Source organism: Saccharothrix coeruleofusca, from assembly GCF_017876325.1.
GTDB lineage: Bacteria > Actinomycetota > Actinomycetes > Mycobacteriales > Pseudonocardiaceae > Actinosynnema > Actinosynnema coeruleofuscum.
This window is the reverse complement of sequence record NZ_JAGINV010000001.1, coordinates 4,535,152-4,548,239: the sequence shown is the minus strand read 5'-3', so window position 1 is coordinate 4,548,239 and position 13,088 is coordinate 4,535,152. Positions and strand designations below refer to the sequence as shown.

Sequence of the window (13,088 nt, the reverse complement as noted above, 5' to 3'; positions counted from 1 at the left end):
TACAACACTTTAGGGGGAAGAATGCGTTTGCTCACGGGGATCGCGGCGGGGCTGGCGGCGGCGGCGACGGCGGTGGTGCTCGCACCGGCCGCGAGCGCGGCGCCCGCGGCCTGCGACGGCTGGCGGGTCGGGGTGTTCGCCAACCCGAACTTCAGCGGCACGCCCGGCTGCTTCAACCAGGGCGCGCCGGACCTGCGGGCCTTCGGGCTGGACAACGCGATCAGTTCGGGCTGGAACCGCGACACCGTGCCGTGGTGCCTGTACGACGGCTACAACTACACCCAGCCGTTCGCCCAGATGGCCGCAGGCGCCAGCTACCCGGACTTCGGGTGGGCTTCGGACCGGACCAGCTCGCTGCGCCGCGGCGCCTGCTAGCCGGACAGCCGGAGGCCCCCTGCCCGAGTGCGGGCAGGGGGCCTCCGGCGCGGGGTCAGCCCTCGTCGAGGTCGGTGGCGATGATCTCCGCGATGGCCTCCAGCGCGGACTCCGCGCCCTCGCCCTCGGCGGCCAGCACCACCTCGTCGCCGTGCATCGCGCCGAGCGTCATCAGACCCAGCACGCTCGCCGCCTCCACCGGCTGGCCGTCGTCCTTGCGGATGGTGACCTTCACCGGCTGGCCCGCCGCCGCCTTGGCCAGCACCGCGGCTGGGCGGGCGTGCAGCCCGACCTTGCTCGCCACGGTGACCCGTCGCTCAGGCATGGAACCGTCCCTCTCGTCGTCCTGGTCCCGCCTCACGCCCCGGCGGCGTCGCGGCGGGCACCCTTCCTGGTCTTCTCGGAGCCCTCGACGACGCTCGGGTCGGCCTCGGGGTCCTCGTCCTCGTCCCGGCCCGGCGTGCGCAGGTTCCACTTGGTGATGACGAACCGGAACAGGAAGTAGTAGATCGCCGCGTAGATCACGCCCAGCACGAGGATCAGCAGCGGCTTGGTGGCGATGTTGAAGTTGAGCAGGTAGTCGATGGCGCCCGCGGAGAAGGAGAACCCGTCGCGGATGCCCAGCGCGTTGCTGATGGCCAGCGAGGTGCCGGTGAGCACCGCGTGGATTAGGTACAGCGGCCACGCCACGAACATGAACGCGAACTCCAGCGGCTCGGTGACGCCGGTGACGAAGGAGGTCAGCGCGGCCGAGCCCATGATGCCCGCGATGACCTTCTTCTGCGCCGGGCGTGCGGTGTGCACGATGGCCAGCGCCGCCGCCGGGAGGGCGAACATGAAGATCGGGAAGAAGCCGGTCTGGAAGGTGCCCGCGGTGGGGTCGCCCGCGATGAACCGGGGGATGTCGCCGGTCTTGCCCTCGTACTCGCCGAAGATCTGCCACACGAAGGTGTTCGGGATGTGGTGCAGACCCAGCGGGATCAGCAGGCGGTTGACCGTGCCGTAGATGCCCGCGCCGACGATGGTGCTGCCCGAGACCGCCTCGCCGACCCAGGTCAGGCCCTTGTCGAACCACGGGTAGATCAGGCCCATCACCACGCCGACCAGGACCATCACGCCCGCCACCAGGATGGGCACGAACCGGCGTCCGCCGAAGAAGGCCAGGTACGGGGGCAGCTTGATGCGGTGGAACCGCTGCCACAGCACCGCGGTGAGCAGACCGACCACGATGCCGGTGAGCACCGAGTAGTTGATCAGCTCCTGCTTGGCCGGGTCCTCGGCGGTCGGGAGCACGAACGGCGACATCGCCTTGAACACGGCCTGCACGACCACGTAGCCGACCACGGCCGCGAGCGCCGTGGAGCCGTCCCCGCGCCGGGCGAACCCGATGGCGACGCCGACCGCGAACAGCAGCGGCAGGTTGGCGAACAGCGCGTCACCCGCGCCGCCGATGACGGCCGCGACCTGGTTCCAGCCCAGGCCGTCCTTGCCGAGGATGTCGGCCTGGCCGAGTCGCAGCAGCAGACCGGCCACGGGCAGCGCGGCGATCGGCAGCATGAGGCTGCGACCGAACCGCTGGAGCCCAGCCAGTCCCTTGATCTCACGACCGCCGGTCGCCTGTGGGGCGCTGGCGCTCATGGGGTACCTCCCTTGGCGGAGTACGGGCCGGAGTCCGGAGTGGTCCGGTCCAATTGCATGGTCACCTGGTAGGAATCGCCTCGGTACCACGAGGTCATGTCCTCGACCGGCCTGCCCGCGGAGCTGCTGACGCGGCGGAAGACCAGCAGCGGGCTGCCGGGGCGCACGCCCAGCAGCCGTGCCGTCCCCTGGTCCGCGCCCTCGGCCCACACGGTCTGGCGGGCGTGGTCGAGCTGCACACCGTAGCTGTCGGCGATGAGGGTGTAGAGCGAGCCCGACAGGTCGTGCGCGGGCAGGTCCGGCACGACCCTCGGGTTGTACCAGCCCCGCTCCACCACCAGCGGCGCCCCGTCCGCCCTGCGCAGGCGGACCAGCAGGCACGCGGGCTCGCGCGGCGGCAGGCCGAGCGCGGTGGCCGCCGATGGCGGCGGCACCTCCTCGGCGCAGCGCAGCACCTCGGTCGCGGGGGTCAGCCCGCGCCGTCGCATGTCGTCGGTGAACGACTCCAGGTAGAGCTGGACGTCCATCCGGCGTCGGGCGGTGAACGTGCCCCGCCCCTTCGCCCTGGTCAGCAGCCCTTCGGCGACGAGCTGCCCGACCGCGGCCCGCACCGTGATCCGGGAGACCCGGTAGCGCTCGGCGAGGTCGCGCTCGGAGGGGATGGGGGAGCCGGGGGGCAGCTCCTGCTCCGCCAGGCGGCGCAGGATGTCGCGCAGCTGCACGTGCTTGGGCTTGGGCCCGTCGACGATCTCGGACCGGTTCACGCGACACCTCCCCGGTGTTCTCCCGAGCAGCCGGATTGGTACTTTCCGGTCTAGACCAGTGGGTTGCGGGGAGGATGCTCCCCGCGCCGAGCGGGTGTCAACCGCTGTTACGCGACCGTGCCCCAGCGGTGGCACCCTCTGGTGTTCCAGGTGTCGAGAGAGGACTCGGAAATGGCGGACGACAAGGCGGCGGCGATCCTCGCCGCGCTCGGCGGGGCGGACAACATCGTGGAGATCGAGCCGTGCATCACGCGCCTGCGCTGTGAGCTGGAGGACGGGTCCTTGGTGGACGAGAAGGCGCTCAAGGCGCTGGGCGCGCACGGCGTGATGCGCCAGGGCAGCGTCGTCCAGGTGGTCGTGGGCCCCGAGGCCGACACCATCGCCAGCGACATCGAGGACCTGCTGTGACGCTGAGCGTGGCCAGCCCGGTCAGCGGCCGCGTGGTGCCGCTGACCGAGGTGCCCGACCCGGTCTTCGCGCAGGCGATGGTCGGCCCCGGTGTGGCGGTGGAGCCCGACCGCACGGCGGCCGACGTGCTGTCCCCCGTGGACGGCACGGTCGTCACGCTGCACCCCCACGCGTTCGTGGTCGCCACGGCCGACGGCGCGGCCGTGCTGGTGCACCTGGGCATCGACACCGTCAAGCGCAAGGGCGAGGGCTTCACCCTGCACGTGGTGAAGGGCGAGGCGGTGCGGGCGGGCCAGCCGGTGGTGACCTGGGACCCGGCCGAGGTGGAGGCCGCCGGGTACGCGCCGATCTGCCCGGTGATCGCGCTGGACGCCTCCCCCGAGGCGCTCAGCGAGGCGGGCGCGGACTCGGTCGCGGCGGGCGAGGCCCTGTTCTCCTGGACCCGCTGAGCCCTCCGGGGCTGGTTTCTCCAAGACCCGCTGACCACTGGTTTCCCTCGACGGGGTGATCTTCCCCGCGTGGTCCCGGTTGAACGGACCGTTCAACCGGGACCACTGTTGTGCCGCTGCCGGTGATCGGACCACCGTGGACGCATGGTCATCGCACTCGCCCTCACCGGTTTCCTCGCGGGCGCGCTCGGCGCCCGCGTCCTGCGGCGGCTGCGCCGCGGCGCGGACGCGCACTGGCTGTGGTGCGCCCTGCCGACCGCGCTGCTGTGGTCGCTCGCCGGTGCCCTGGACCTGCCTCCCCGGTGGTTGCCGGTGCCCCTGGCGCTGGCCTGGGTGGGTGTGGCGCTGGCGGTGGTCGACCTGCGGCACCGCAGGCTGCCGGACGCGCTGACGCTGCCCGCCTACCCGGTGGCGGCGCTGCTGCTGGTCTGGTCCGGCGCCGACCTCGGCCGCGCGCTGGCCGGGTGCGCGCTGTTCGGGGGGTTCCACCTGCTCGTGCACCTGCTGCGGCCCTCGGCGCTGGGCGGCGGCGACGCCAAGCTGGCGGGCGTGCTCGGCGCGGTCCTCGGCGCGGTGTCCTGGACCGCCCTGCCGCTGGCCGCCCTGGGCGCGGCCGCGACCACCCTGGTCCTGGCCCGCTGCCGCCGCTCCCGCCACCCGCCCGCCGACCTCCCGCACGGCCCCGGCCTGCTCGCCTCCACCTGGCTCCTCACCGTCACCTGACACCCCCGAACCGAGCGTCCGGACACCGCGAACCGAGCGTCCGGACACCGCGAACCGAGCGTTCGAGCACTTGAGCGCCGTGAACCACCGCCCGAGCATCCGAGATCCGGGTGCCCGGACCGGTCCGCGGACCGCCCGCCGACCCCACCCGCGTCCACTGGGCGGGATCGCGGCCACCCCGACCGACCTGCGCGATCCGCACGTCGGCGCTGTGGAAGGATTCGCTGCGTGCTGCGCTGGATCACCGCTGGGGAGTCCCACGGCCCGGCCCTGGTCGCCGTGCTGGAAGGCATGGTCGCCGGGGTCGAGGTCACCACGTCGGACCTGACCGCCCAACTCGAACGACGCCGGTTGGGCTTCGGGCGGAGCCCCCGGATGGGCTTCGAGGCCGACGAGGTCGAGATCCTCGGCGGGGTGCGCCACGGGCTGACCCAGGGCGGTCCGATCGCCGTGCGCATCGGCAACACCGAGTGGCCCAAGTGGCAGAAGGTGATGTCGGCGGACCCGGTCGACCCGAGCGAGCTCAAGCCCACCGGCCGCAACGAGGCGTTGACCAGGCCCCGGCCGGGGCACGCCGACCTGCCCGGCATGCAGAAGTTCGGCTTCGACGAGGCCCGGCCGGTGCTGGAGCGCGCCAGCGCCCGCGAGACCGCGGCCCGCACGGCGCTGGGCACGGTGGCGCGGCGGTTCCTGCACCAGTTGCTGGGTGTCGAGGTGATCAGCCACGTCGTCTCCATCGGCAAGGCGGCCGTTCCGGCGGACGCGCCGCTGCCCGGTCCCGGCGACCTGGCCGCGATCGACGCCAGCCCGGTGCGCGCCTTCCACCCGGAGGGGACCGCGGCGATGGTGGCCGAGGTCGAGGCGGTCAAGGACGCGGGCGACACGGTCGGCGGCGTCATCGAGGTGATCGCCTACGGGCTGCCGCCGGGGCTCGGTTCGCACGTGCACTGGGACCGCAGGCTGGACGCGCGGCTGGCCGGGGCGCTGATGGGCGTCCAGGCGATGAAGGGCGTGGAGATCGGCGACGGCTTCACCACCGCGCAGCGGTGGGGCAGCCAGGCGCACGACGAGATCGACCGGGGCACCGGGCCCAAGGGCGTCACCCGGCGCTCCAACCGCGCGGGCGGGCTGGAGGGCGGCATCACCAACGGCGAGCCGCTGCGGGTGCGGGTCGCCATGAAGCCGATCTCGACCGTGCCGCGAGCGCTGTCCACGGTGGACGTCCGCACGGGCGAGCCCGCCGTGGCCATCCACCAGCGCTCCGACGTGTGCGCGGTGCCGCGCGCGGGGGTGGTGCTGGAGTCGGTGGTGGCGCTGGTGCTGGCCGAGGCGGCGCTGGAGAAGTTCGGCGGCGACTCGATCGCCGAGACCAAGCGCAACGCGGCCGCCTACCTGGAGGCGCTGGAAGCGCGCTGGGAGGGGCTGTGAGCCCGCGGTGGGTCGTGCTGGGCCCGCCCGGCGCGGGCAAGACGACCGTCGGCAGGTTGTTGGCCGAGCGGGTCGGCGTGGCGTTCCGGGACACCGACGACGACGTCGTGGCCGCGGCGGGCAAGCCGATCTCGGATATCTTCACCGACGACGGCGAGGCCGCCTTCCGGGCGATGGAGGAGGCGGCGGTCGCCGAGGCGCTGGAGTCGCACGACGGCGTGCTGGCGCTGGGCGGCGGTGCCGTGCTGTCGGCCACCACCCGGCGCAGGCTGGCCGGGCACACCGTGGTCTTCCTCGGCGTCGGCATGGCCGAGGGGGTGCGGCGCACCGGGCTGTCCAGCGCGCGCCCGCTGCTGGCCGGGGTGAACCCGAGGGCGACGTTCAAGGCGCTGCTGGACGCACGGCTGCCGCTGTACCGCGAGGTGGCGACCGTCGAGGTGGCCACCGACGACCTGACGCCCGAGCAGGTGGTCGACGCGGTGCTGGCCGCGACCGGCTGACCGCGGCGGGCTGACCGCGGGCTGACCGCGGCGGGCTGACCGCGGGCTGACCGCGGCGGGCTGGCCGGGTCCTCGACGCGCCCGTGTCCGGCGTGGTCGACCGTCCACACCGGTCGGGACGGCGCGTGACCCGCGCGCGTCCACCGCGCGTGGTCGAATGGGAAGTCGAGGAAGGGGAGTGGTGATGGGCGAGCCGGTGCGCATCCGCGTGGCCGCGGAGCGGCCGTACGAGGTGCTGGTGGGTCGCGGCCTGCTCGGCGACCTGGTGGAGGTCCTGCGGGGCACCGCCAAGGTGGCGATCGTGCACCAGCCCACGCTGGCCGAGACCGCCGAGGCGGTCCGCGAGGAGCTGGCCGCGGCGGGCTGCGACGCGCACCGCGTCGAGGTCCCCGACGCCGAGGACGGCAAGGACCTGCGGGTCGCGGGCTACTGCTGGGACGTGTTCGGCCGCATCGGCCTCGGCCGCACCGACGCCGTGGTGGGCCTGGGCGGGGGAGCGGTGACCGACCTGGCCGGTTTCGTCGCCTCCACCTGGATGCGCGGGGTGAAGCTGGTCAACGTGCCGACCACGCTGCTGGGCATGGTCGACGCCGCGATCGGCGGCAAGACCGGCATCAACACCGACGCGGGCAAGAACCTGGTCGGCACCTTCTACGAGCCCGCCGCGGTGCTGGTCGACCTGGCCACGCTGGAGACGCTGCCGCGCAACGAGCTGGTCGCGGGCATGGCCGAGGTGGTCAAGGGCGGTTTCATCGCCGACCCGGTGATCCTGGACCTGATCGAGGCCGACCCGGCCGCCGCGGTCGACCCCACCGGCGAGGTCATCGGCGAGCTGGTGCGCCGCAAGATCCAGGTCAAGGCGGACGTGGTGTCCAGCGACCTGCGCGAGTCGGACCTGCGGGAGATCCTCAACTACGGGCACACCCTGGGGCACGCCGTCGAGCGTCGCGAGCGCTACCGCTGGCGGCACGGCGCGGCGGTCAGCGTCGGCCTGGTCTTCGCCGCCGAACTGGCCCGCCTGGCGGGCAGGCTGGACGACGCGACCGCCGACCGGCACCGCGCCATCCTGACCTCCTTGGGCCTGCCGACCAGCTACGACGCCGACGCGCTCCCGCAGCTGCTGGAGGGGATGCGCTCGGACAAGAAGACCCGCTCGGGCGTGCTGCGCTTCGTGGTGCTCGACGGGCTGGCCAAGCCGGGCAGGCTGGAGGGGCCCGATCCGTCGCTGGTCGCCGCCGCCTACTCCGCCGTGGCCGCCGAGGCCAGGCCCGGCGGCAGCGTGCTGCTGTGAGGGTGCGCTTACCCGAGGGCACCGGATGACCCACGGGCAGCTGCACCACGTCGAGCTGTGGGTGCCCGACCTGCCGCGCGCCGAGGCCAGCATCGGCTGGCTGCTGGGGCGGCTGGGCTGGACCGAGTTCCAGCGCTGGCGCGACGGGGTGAGCTGGCGGCTGGGCGCCACCTACCTCGTGGTGGAGCACTCGCCCGCCCTCGACGCCCACCACCGGCGGCAGACCGGCCTCAACCACCTGGCCTTCCACGTCGGCGGCAGGCGGCGGGTGGACGAGCTGGTCGCCGCCGCGCCGCGGCACGGCTGGTCGCTGCTGTTCGCCGACCGGCACCCGCACGCGGGCGGGCCGGAGCACTACGCGGGCTACCTGGAGAACGCCGACGGTTTCGAAGTGGAACTCGTGGCGACACCGTCCGGTGGACCAAGTTCACCCGACCAGGAGTGGTGATCACTACACTGAACCGCGGACCGGGCGGCGAACGTACTCCGGTCGTGTGAGCACGTCACCTCGGAGGAGACCAGCCCGGCATGGCCACACCGAACCGGGGAGCGGCACGCCTGCTCGGCGGAGCGCTCGTCGCGGCCTCCCTCGCGGCGTGCGCGCCCAGCGCGGCCGATCCCAGGCCCGAACCCGCGCCGTCCAGCTCGGCGGAACAGCCCGCGAGCAGCACCAAGCGGGCCGCCGCCGCGCCCACCGAGCCGGTCGCCCTGGCCACCGACCGGCTCCGGCAGAGCCCCGGCGTGGTCGCGGCGGGCGACCAGGCGCCCTACAACTACGGCCCGACCCTGCTGGCCGAGGGCGGCGGGCTGCGCATGTGGTGGTGCAGCCAGCTCAGCCACGCCCAGCCGCCCGGTGACGACCTGCTGCACGCGCAGAGCCCTTCGCCGGACGGCCCGTTCGGCGCCCCGGACGGCAGCCCCGCCACGCCCGTGCTCAGCGGCAACCCCGGCAGCTTCGACGGCGTGCACACCTGCGACCCGTCCGTGCTGCACGTGGGCGACACGTACTACCTGTACTACACCGGTGCGGCGGGCGACCACGCGCACGGCAACGCCATCGGCGTCGCGACCAGCCCCGACGGCGTGTCGTGGACCCGCGCGGCGGGCGGCGCGCCGATCGTCAGCCCCTCCTACGACACGCCCAGGGACAACAACACCTACGGCGCGGGCCAGCCCGCCGCCCTGTACCTGGACGGCTGGTTCTACCTGATGTTCACCGACACCACCGGCAAGGCGGCCGGGTGGAACGGCGCGGGCCAGTTCGTGCTGCGCTCCAAGGACCCCACCTTCGCCTCGGGGGTGCAGTCGCTGGGCCTCAAGGGCTTCTTCCCGGTGGCGGACACCCGCGCCACGCGCACCCGCTCGGTGGTGGACGCCTTCAGCGCCGACTGGATGTGGATCGCCGCGCTGGACGCCTTCGCCATCGCCCACGAGACCGAGCACGGCACCTCCATCACGTTCTGGAACAGGGAGTTCAGCCGCAACCCGCACCCGCAGGTGCACATCCCCGGTCCGTGGCGGGAGGGCCCCGGCCTGGTCCGCACGGCCAGCGGGCACGCCCCGGTCTCGGCCGAGGACCCGTGCGGCCGGATCGCGCTGGACGTGGTCCGGGCGACCACGGACGGCGGCACGGGCGCGCCTTCGGACCTGGCCCACTTCGGCCTGGACCTGGTGGGCGCGCCGGGCTGTCGCACGGGCGCGTCGGCCAGGGTGCTCGACGGCTACGCGGTGCCCTCGCCGGAGAACACCGTCGACCTGGTCGTCGGCGGGGAGGTGGTGCGGGTGGAGCGCCGCTCGGTGGCCGACCGGCTGGCCGCCAAGGTGCTCGACCGCAGACCGGAGGGCGTGGACGAGCTGCCGGTGGCGGCCCGCGTGCCCGCCGGGGCGAAGGCGGTCCGCGCCCCGGACGGCCGGGTCGGCCTGCTGGCCGAGGACGAGGAGCTGTGGCTGGTCCCCCCGGAGGTGGTCGAGCTCAACTCCTCGGAGGTCACCCCGGTGTCCCAGAGCAAGTGGGACTCCTACGCCGATGGCGGCGACCTGCGCCGCTGACCCGCGCCGCTCACCAGCGCCGCTGACCTGCGCCGCTGACCTGGGCAACCGGCAGGCGTCACCGGTCGGCGCGCGGCTGCGGCAGGGCGCGGCCGAGAGCGGCGCCCAGGCCGCCGGTGCCCATCACCACCAGGGCGGTGAACGCCGCGCCGCCGGTCAGCGCCGGGCCGAGGGCCTCCACCCCGGTCTGGTCGACCAGCAGCGCCGCGCCGAGCACGCCCAGCACCCCGGCCAGCGGCCCCGCCACCAGGCCGGAGCGGAACCACACCAGTCCGGCCTCCGCCAGCCCGCGCCAGGCGTCCAGCCCGCCCCACAGCAGGCCGACGGCCACGACCAGGGCCAGCGCGATGTAGCGGACCGACGACGCCTCGGGGCTGTGCACGGCCACCGCCGCGGTGCCGGTCTGCACGCCGCCGTGCAACAACCCCGTCCAGCACCCTCGGACCAGCCACGTTCGCATGGCCCCAGCCTAAGTCGCTCCGGTCGCCCGCTCCGACCGTGAGTGACGCGGTCGGGTAGTGGTCAGCTGCCCCCACGGGGAGGTCGGGTGGTACTTGCTGACGCGCTTGGGTGGGGGCAGCGCGCGGACGGGCGTTCTAGGCTGCCCGTATGCCGTACTCCTCGCGCCGTGCCACGCTGCGTGCCACGCTCCGGGACCGGGAGCTGGACGCGCTGCTGGTGACCAACCTGCTCAACATCCGCTACCTGACCGGCTTCACCGGGTCCAACGCCGCGCTGCTGGTGCGCGCCGAGTCCGACGGGGCCTCGGTGTTCTGCACCGACGGCCGCTACCTCACCCAGGCCGCCGAGCAGGTACCGGACCTGGAGCGGGTGGTGGAGCGGCCGTGCGACGTGGCGATGGCGCAGCGGGCGGCCAAGGACGGGGCGCGCCGGATCGGCTTCGAGAGCGGCCACGTCACCGTGGACGCCCTGGACGCGCTGACCGAGGCCGCCGGGTCCGCCGAGCTGGTGCGCGCGCCCGGCCTGGTCGAGCAGCTGCGGCTGGTCAAGGACGAGGCCGAGGTCGACGCGCTGCGGATGGCGTGCGCGGCGGCGGACCGGGCGCTGGCGACGCTGGTCGAGCACGGCGGGCTGCGCGAGGGCCGCACCGAGCGGGAGATCGCCCGCGAGCTGGAGGCCCTGATGCTCGACCACGGCGCGAGCGGGCCCAGCTTCGAGACGATCGTGGCCACCGGGGCGAACTCGGCGGTGCCGCACCACCGGCCCACCGACGCGGTGGTGCGCGCGGGCGACTTCGTGAAGCTGGACTTCGGCGCGCTGGTCGACGGCTACCACTCGGACATGACCCGCACCCTGGTGGTGGGCAAGGCCGCGGACTGGCAGCGCGAGCTGTACGAGCTGGTGGCCGCCGCGCAGGCGGCGGGCCGGGCGGCGCTGGTGGTGGGCACGCCGGTGTCCGAGGTGGACGCCGCGGCCAGGTCGGTGATCGAGCGGGCGGGCTACGGCGAGCAGTTCCTGCACGGCCTCGGCCACGGCGTGGGCCTGCAGATCCACGAGGCTCCGGCGCTGTCCAAGGTCGGTGGCGGTACACTTCTGCCCGGTATGGCGGTCACCGTCGAGCCCGGCGTCTACCTGGCCGGGAAGGGTGGTGTTCGCATCGAGGACACGCTCGTGGTGCGCGCAGGCGCCCCGGAGCTCCTCACCCTGACCACGAAAGAGCTCGTGGTCGTCTGACGCAGGATGTCCGTCGGTCCCGCCGACGTCGCCCCCAACCACTCAACAGGAGAGTCCACCACCGTGGCCACCACCAACGACCTGAAGAACGGCCTGGTGCTGAACCTCGACGGCCAGCTCTGGACCGTCACCGCGTTCCAGCACGTCAAGCCGGGCAAGGGTGGCGCCTTCGTGCGCACCACGTTGAAGCACGTCCTGACCGGCAAGGTCGTGGACAAGACCTTCAACGCGGGTACCAAGGTCGACACGGCGACCGTGGACAAGCGCAGCATGACCTTCCTGTACAAGGACGGCGCCGACTTCATCTTCATGGACAGCGACACCTACGACCAGATCCCGGTGCCCGCGGAGACGGTCGGCGACGCCGCGAACTACATGCTGGAGAACCAGGAGGCCGTGGTCGCCACGCACGAGGGCGTCCCGCTGTACGTGGAGCTGCCGACCTCGGTCGAGCTGGTCATCCAGCACACCGACCCCGGCCTGCAGGGCGACCGCTCCACCGGCGGCACCAAGCCCGCCACCCTGGAGACCGGCGCGGAGATCCAGGTCCCGCTGTTCGTCACCACCGGCGAGAAGATCAAGGTCGACACCCGCGACGGCCGCTACCTCGGCCGCGTGAACGGCTGACATGGGCGCACGCAGCAAGGCCCGGAAACGCGCCGTGGACGTCCTGTACGAGGCGGACCTGCGGGGCGTGGACGCGGTGACCCTGCTCGCCGAGCGGGTGGGCTCCACCGACGTGCCGCCGGTCAACGACTACACCGTCGGGCTGGTCGAGGGCGTCACGGCGCACCGCGCCCGCATCGACGACCTGATCTCCGAGCACTCCGAGGGCTGGACCCTGCAGCGGATGCCCGCGGTGGACCGCGCGGTGCTGCGGGTCGGCCTGTACGAGCTGCTGTGGGCCGCCGACGTGCCCGACGCGGTGGCCATCGACGAGGCGGTGGAGCTGGCCAAGGGCCTGTCCACCGACGACTCGCCGAGGTTCGTCAACGGCGTGCTCGGCCGCATCGCGGTCATCGCCGACCAGCTCAGGGCCGTGCTGTAGGCCGATTCGCGGTACCGCTCCAGGGCCACTTCCCCTCGGGGAAGTGGCCCTGGTCGCGTCAGTCCTCCTTGGCGGGCCTGGCCTCGGGGGGCAGCACGCCCCAGTCGATGAGCTGCTCGGTCAGCTCGCCGGGGGTCATGTCGTAGATGATGGCCAGCGACCGCAGGTCCTCGGTGCGGATGGACAGCACCTTGCCGTTGTAGTCGCCGCGCTGGCTCTGGATGGTGGCCGCGTACCTGGCCAGCGGCCCCACCTTCTCGGCGGGCAGCTGTTGCAGCCGCTCCAGGTTGATCACGATCTTGGTGGCGGGCTCGGCGCCCGAGGGAACCCGGCCCTCGGGGAGCAGCTCGGCCACCGGGACGCCGTAGAAGTCGGCCAGCTCGGCGAGCTTCTGCACGGTCACGGCGCGGTCGCCGCGCTCGTACGAGCCGACCACCACGGCCTTCCAGCGGCCGCCGGACTTCTGCTCGACGCCGTGCAGTGAGAGGCCCTGCTGCTGGCGGATCGCGCGGAGCTTGGCCCCCAGCGCCTTGGCGTAGTCGCCCATGTGGCGGTTCTCCGTTCATTCGCCCCGTCGGCCGGTAGGGGACTGGCGCGGGGAGGCTTAGATCAATACGCAGAGTAATGATTGCTCTCCGTGGTCACCAGGTCAAGCTGATCTCGGTCCGACAGGTGGGCGAGACCACGCTCACCACCCGGAAGACTGACCGCCATCGCCTG

Annotated in this window: 17 protein-coding genes; 12 read left to right on the top strand and 5 right to left on the bottom strand. The window is 73.4% G+C overall.

The window, feature by feature from the left end:
• The first annotated feature begins 21 nt into the window (after positions 1-21).
• On the top strand, positions 22-375 hold the full coding sequence (locus JOF41_RS20070) for a peptidase inhibitor family I36 protein (RefSeq protein ID WP_189224708.1): 354 nt from the start codon (positions 22-24) through the stop codon (positions 373-375).
• A gap of 55 nt (positions 376-430) precedes the next feature.
• On the opposite strand, the gene JOF41_RS20065 is transcribed toward JOF41_RS20070, so the two are convergent.
• From JOF41_RS20065 to JOF41_RS20055, 3 genes are read right to left on the bottom strand one after another with little or no spacing between them, the layout of a single operon-like run.
• Positions 431-700 (bottom strand): HPr family phosphocarrier protein, encoded by a 270-nt coding sequence (locus JOF41_RS20065; protein ID WP_189224707.1) that lies wholly within the window; start codon positions 698-700, stop codon positions 431-433.
• Positions 701-732: 32 nt separating this feature from the next.
• Positions 733-2,013 carry a PTS transporter subunit EIIC gene (locus tag JOF41_RS20060; protein WP_209621108.1) on the bottom strand — a complete coding sequence of 427 codons (1,281 nt, stop codon included), beginning with the start codon at positions 2,011-2,013 and terminating at the stop codon, positions 733-735.
• On the bottom strand, positions 2,010-2,777 hold the full coding sequence (locus JOF41_RS20055) for a GntR family transcriptional regulator (protein ID WP_189224705.1): 768 nt from the start codon (positions 2,775-2,777) through the stop codon (positions 2,010-2,012). The genes JOF41_RS20060 and JOF41_RS20055 overlap by 4 nt, the downstream gene beginning before the upstream one ends.
• Positions 2,778-2,948: 171 nt before the next feature.
• Between JOF41_RS20055 and JOF41_RS20050 the strand changes: the two genes are divergently transcribed.
• The 8 genes from JOF41_RS20050 to JOF41_RS20015 all read left to right on the top strand — a co-directional run bounded on the left by JOF41_RS20050 (position 2,949) and on the right by JOF41_RS20015 (position 9,625).
• A complete protein-coding gene (locus JOF41_RS20050) occupies positions 2,949-3,185 on the top strand; it encodes a PTS sugar transporter subunit IIB (protein ID WP_189224704.1) in 237 nt (78 codons plus the stop codon).
• Positions 3,182-3,634, top strand: coding sequence for a PTS sugar transporter subunit IIA (locus JOF41_RS20045; RefSeq protein WP_189224703.1), 453 nt, complete (start codon positions 3,182-3,184; stop codon positions 3,632-3,634). The genes JOF41_RS20050 and JOF41_RS20045 overlap by 4 nt, the downstream gene beginning before the upstream one ends.
• Positions 3,635-3,778: 144 nt before the next feature.
• Complete coding sequence (locus JOF41_RS20040; protein ID WP_209621105.1) at positions 3,779-4,357, top strand: prepilin peptidase; 579 nt, start codon at positions 3,779-3,781, stop codon at positions 4,355-4,357.
• A gap of 228 nt (positions 4,358-4,585) precedes the next feature.
• Positions 4,586-5,785 carry a chorismate synthase gene (gene aroC / locus JOF41_RS20035; RefSeq protein ID WP_189224701.1) on the top strand — a complete coding sequence of 400 codons (1,200 nt, stop codon included), beginning with the start codon at positions 4,586-4,588 and terminating at the stop codon, positions 5,783-5,785.
• Positions 5,782-6,285 (top strand): shikimate kinase, encoded by a 504-nt coding sequence (locus JOF41_RS20030; protein ID WP_189224700.1) that lies wholly within the window; start codon positions 5,782-5,784, stop codon positions 6,283-6,285. The genes aroC and JOF41_RS20030 overlap by 4 nt, the downstream gene beginning before the upstream one ends.
• A gap of 184 nt (positions 6,286-6,469) precedes the next feature.
• Entirely contained in the window at positions 6,470-7,576 is a 1,107-nt protein-coding gene (gene aroB, locus JOF41_RS20025) for a 3-dehydroquinate synthase (RefSeq protein WP_189224699.1), read from the top strand.
• Positions 7,577-7,601: 25 nt separating this feature from the next.
• Positions 7,602-8,024: a VOC family protein gene (locus tag JOF41_RS20020; protein ID WP_189224698.1), complete on the top strand. Its 423-nt coding sequence runs from the start codon at positions 7,602-7,604 to the stop codon at positions 8,022-8,024.
• Positions 8,025-8,104: 80 nt separating this feature from the next.
• Entirely contained in the window at positions 8,105-9,625 is a 1,521-nt protein-coding gene (locus JOF41_RS20015) for a glycoside hydrolase family protein (RefSeq protein ID WP_189224697.1), read from the top strand.
• A 58-nt stretch (positions 9,626-9,683) separates the two neighbouring features.
• Here JOF41_RS20015 and JOF41_RS20010 read toward each other — a convergent pair whose 3' ends face one another.
• A complete protein-coding gene (locus JOF41_RS20010) occupies positions 9,684-10,085 on the bottom strand; it encodes a hypothetical protein (RefSeq protein ID WP_209621103.1) in 402 nt (133 codons plus the stop codon).
• 149 nt (positions 10,086-10,234) lie between these two features.
• Here JOF41_RS20010 and JOF41_RS20005 point away from each other — a divergent pair, with 149 nt between their 5' ends.
• The 3 genes from JOF41_RS20005 to nusB all read left to right on the top strand — a co-directional run bounded on the left by JOF41_RS20005 (position 10,235) and on the right by nusB (position 12,368).
• Positions 10,235-11,320: a M24 family metallopeptidase gene (locus JOF41_RS20005; RefSeq protein ID WP_189224695.1), complete on the top strand. Its 1,086-nt coding sequence runs from the start codon at positions 10,235-10,237 to the stop codon at positions 11,318-11,320.
• A 63-nt stretch (positions 11,321-11,383) separates the two neighbouring features.
• Positions 11,384-11,947 (top strand): elongation factor P, encoded by a 564-nt coding sequence (efp, locus tag JOF41_RS20000; protein ID WP_189224694.1) that lies wholly within the window; start codon positions 11,384-11,386, stop codon positions 11,945-11,947.
• A 1-nt stretch (position 11,948) separates the two neighbouring features.
• Complete coding sequence (nusB, locus tag JOF41_RS19995; protein ID WP_189224693.1) at positions 11,949-12,368, top strand: transcription antitermination factor NusB; 420 nt, start codon at positions 11,949-11,951, stop codon at positions 12,366-12,368.
• A 58-nt stretch (positions 12,369-12,426) separates the two neighbouring features.
• On the opposite strand, the gene bldD is transcribed toward nusB, so the two are convergent.
• A complete protein-coding gene (gene bldD, locus JOF41_RS19990) occupies positions 12,427-12,915 on the bottom strand; it encodes a transcriptional regulator BldD (RefSeq protein ID WP_015103676.1) in 489 nt (162 codons plus the stop codon).
• Between the last annotated feature and the right edge of the window lie 173 nt (positions 12,916-13,088).

Coding starts and splice junctions, on each gene's coding strand:
- JOF41_RS20070 (WP_189224708.1), top strand. CDS start 22: ATGCGTTTGCTCACGGGGATCGCGGCGGGGCTGGCGGCGGCGGCGACG.
- JOF41_RS20065 (WP_189224707.1), bottom strand. CDS start 700: ATGCCTGAGCGACGGGTCACCGTGGCGAGCAAGGTCGGGCTGCACGCC.
- JOF41_RS20020 (WP_189224698.1), top strand. CDS start 7,602: ATGACCCACGGGCAGCTGCACCACGTCGAGCTGTGGGTGCCCGACCTG.
- JOF41_RS20005 (WP_189224695.1), top strand. CDS start 10,235: ATGCCGTACTCCTCGCGCCGTGCCACGCTGCGTGCCACGCTCCGGGAC.
- JOF41_RS20010 (WP_209621103.1), bottom strand. CDS start 10,085: ATGCGAACGTGGCTGGTCCGAGGGTGCTGGACGGGGTTGTTGCACGGC.
- JOF41_RS20050 (WP_189224704.1), top strand. CDS start 2,949: ATGGCGGACGACAAGGCGGCGGCGATCCTCGCCGCGCTCGGCGGGGCG.
- JOF41_RS20060 (WP_209621108.1), bottom strand. CDS start 2,013: ATGAGCGCCAGCGCCCCACAGGCGACCGGCGGTCGTGAGATCAAGGGA.
- JOF41_RS20015 (WP_189224697.1), top strand. CDS start 8,105: ATGGCCACACCGAACCGGGGAGCGGCACGCCTGCTCGGCGGAGCGCTC.
- bldD (WP_015103676.1), bottom strand. CDS start 12,915: ATGGGCGACTACGCCAAGGCGCTGGGGGCCAAGCTCCGCGCGATCCGC.
- nusB (WP_189224693.1), top strand. CDS start 11,949: ATGGGCGCACGCAGCAAGGCCCGGAAACGCGCCGTGGACGTCCTGTAC.
- aroB (WP_189224699.1), top strand. CDS start 6,470: ATGGGCGAGCCGGTGCGCATCCGCGTGGCCGCGGAGCGGCCGTACGAG.
- JOF41_RS20040 (WP_209621105.1), top strand. CDS start 3,779: ATGGTCATCGCACTCGCCCTCACCGGTTTCCTCGCGGGCGCGCTCGGC.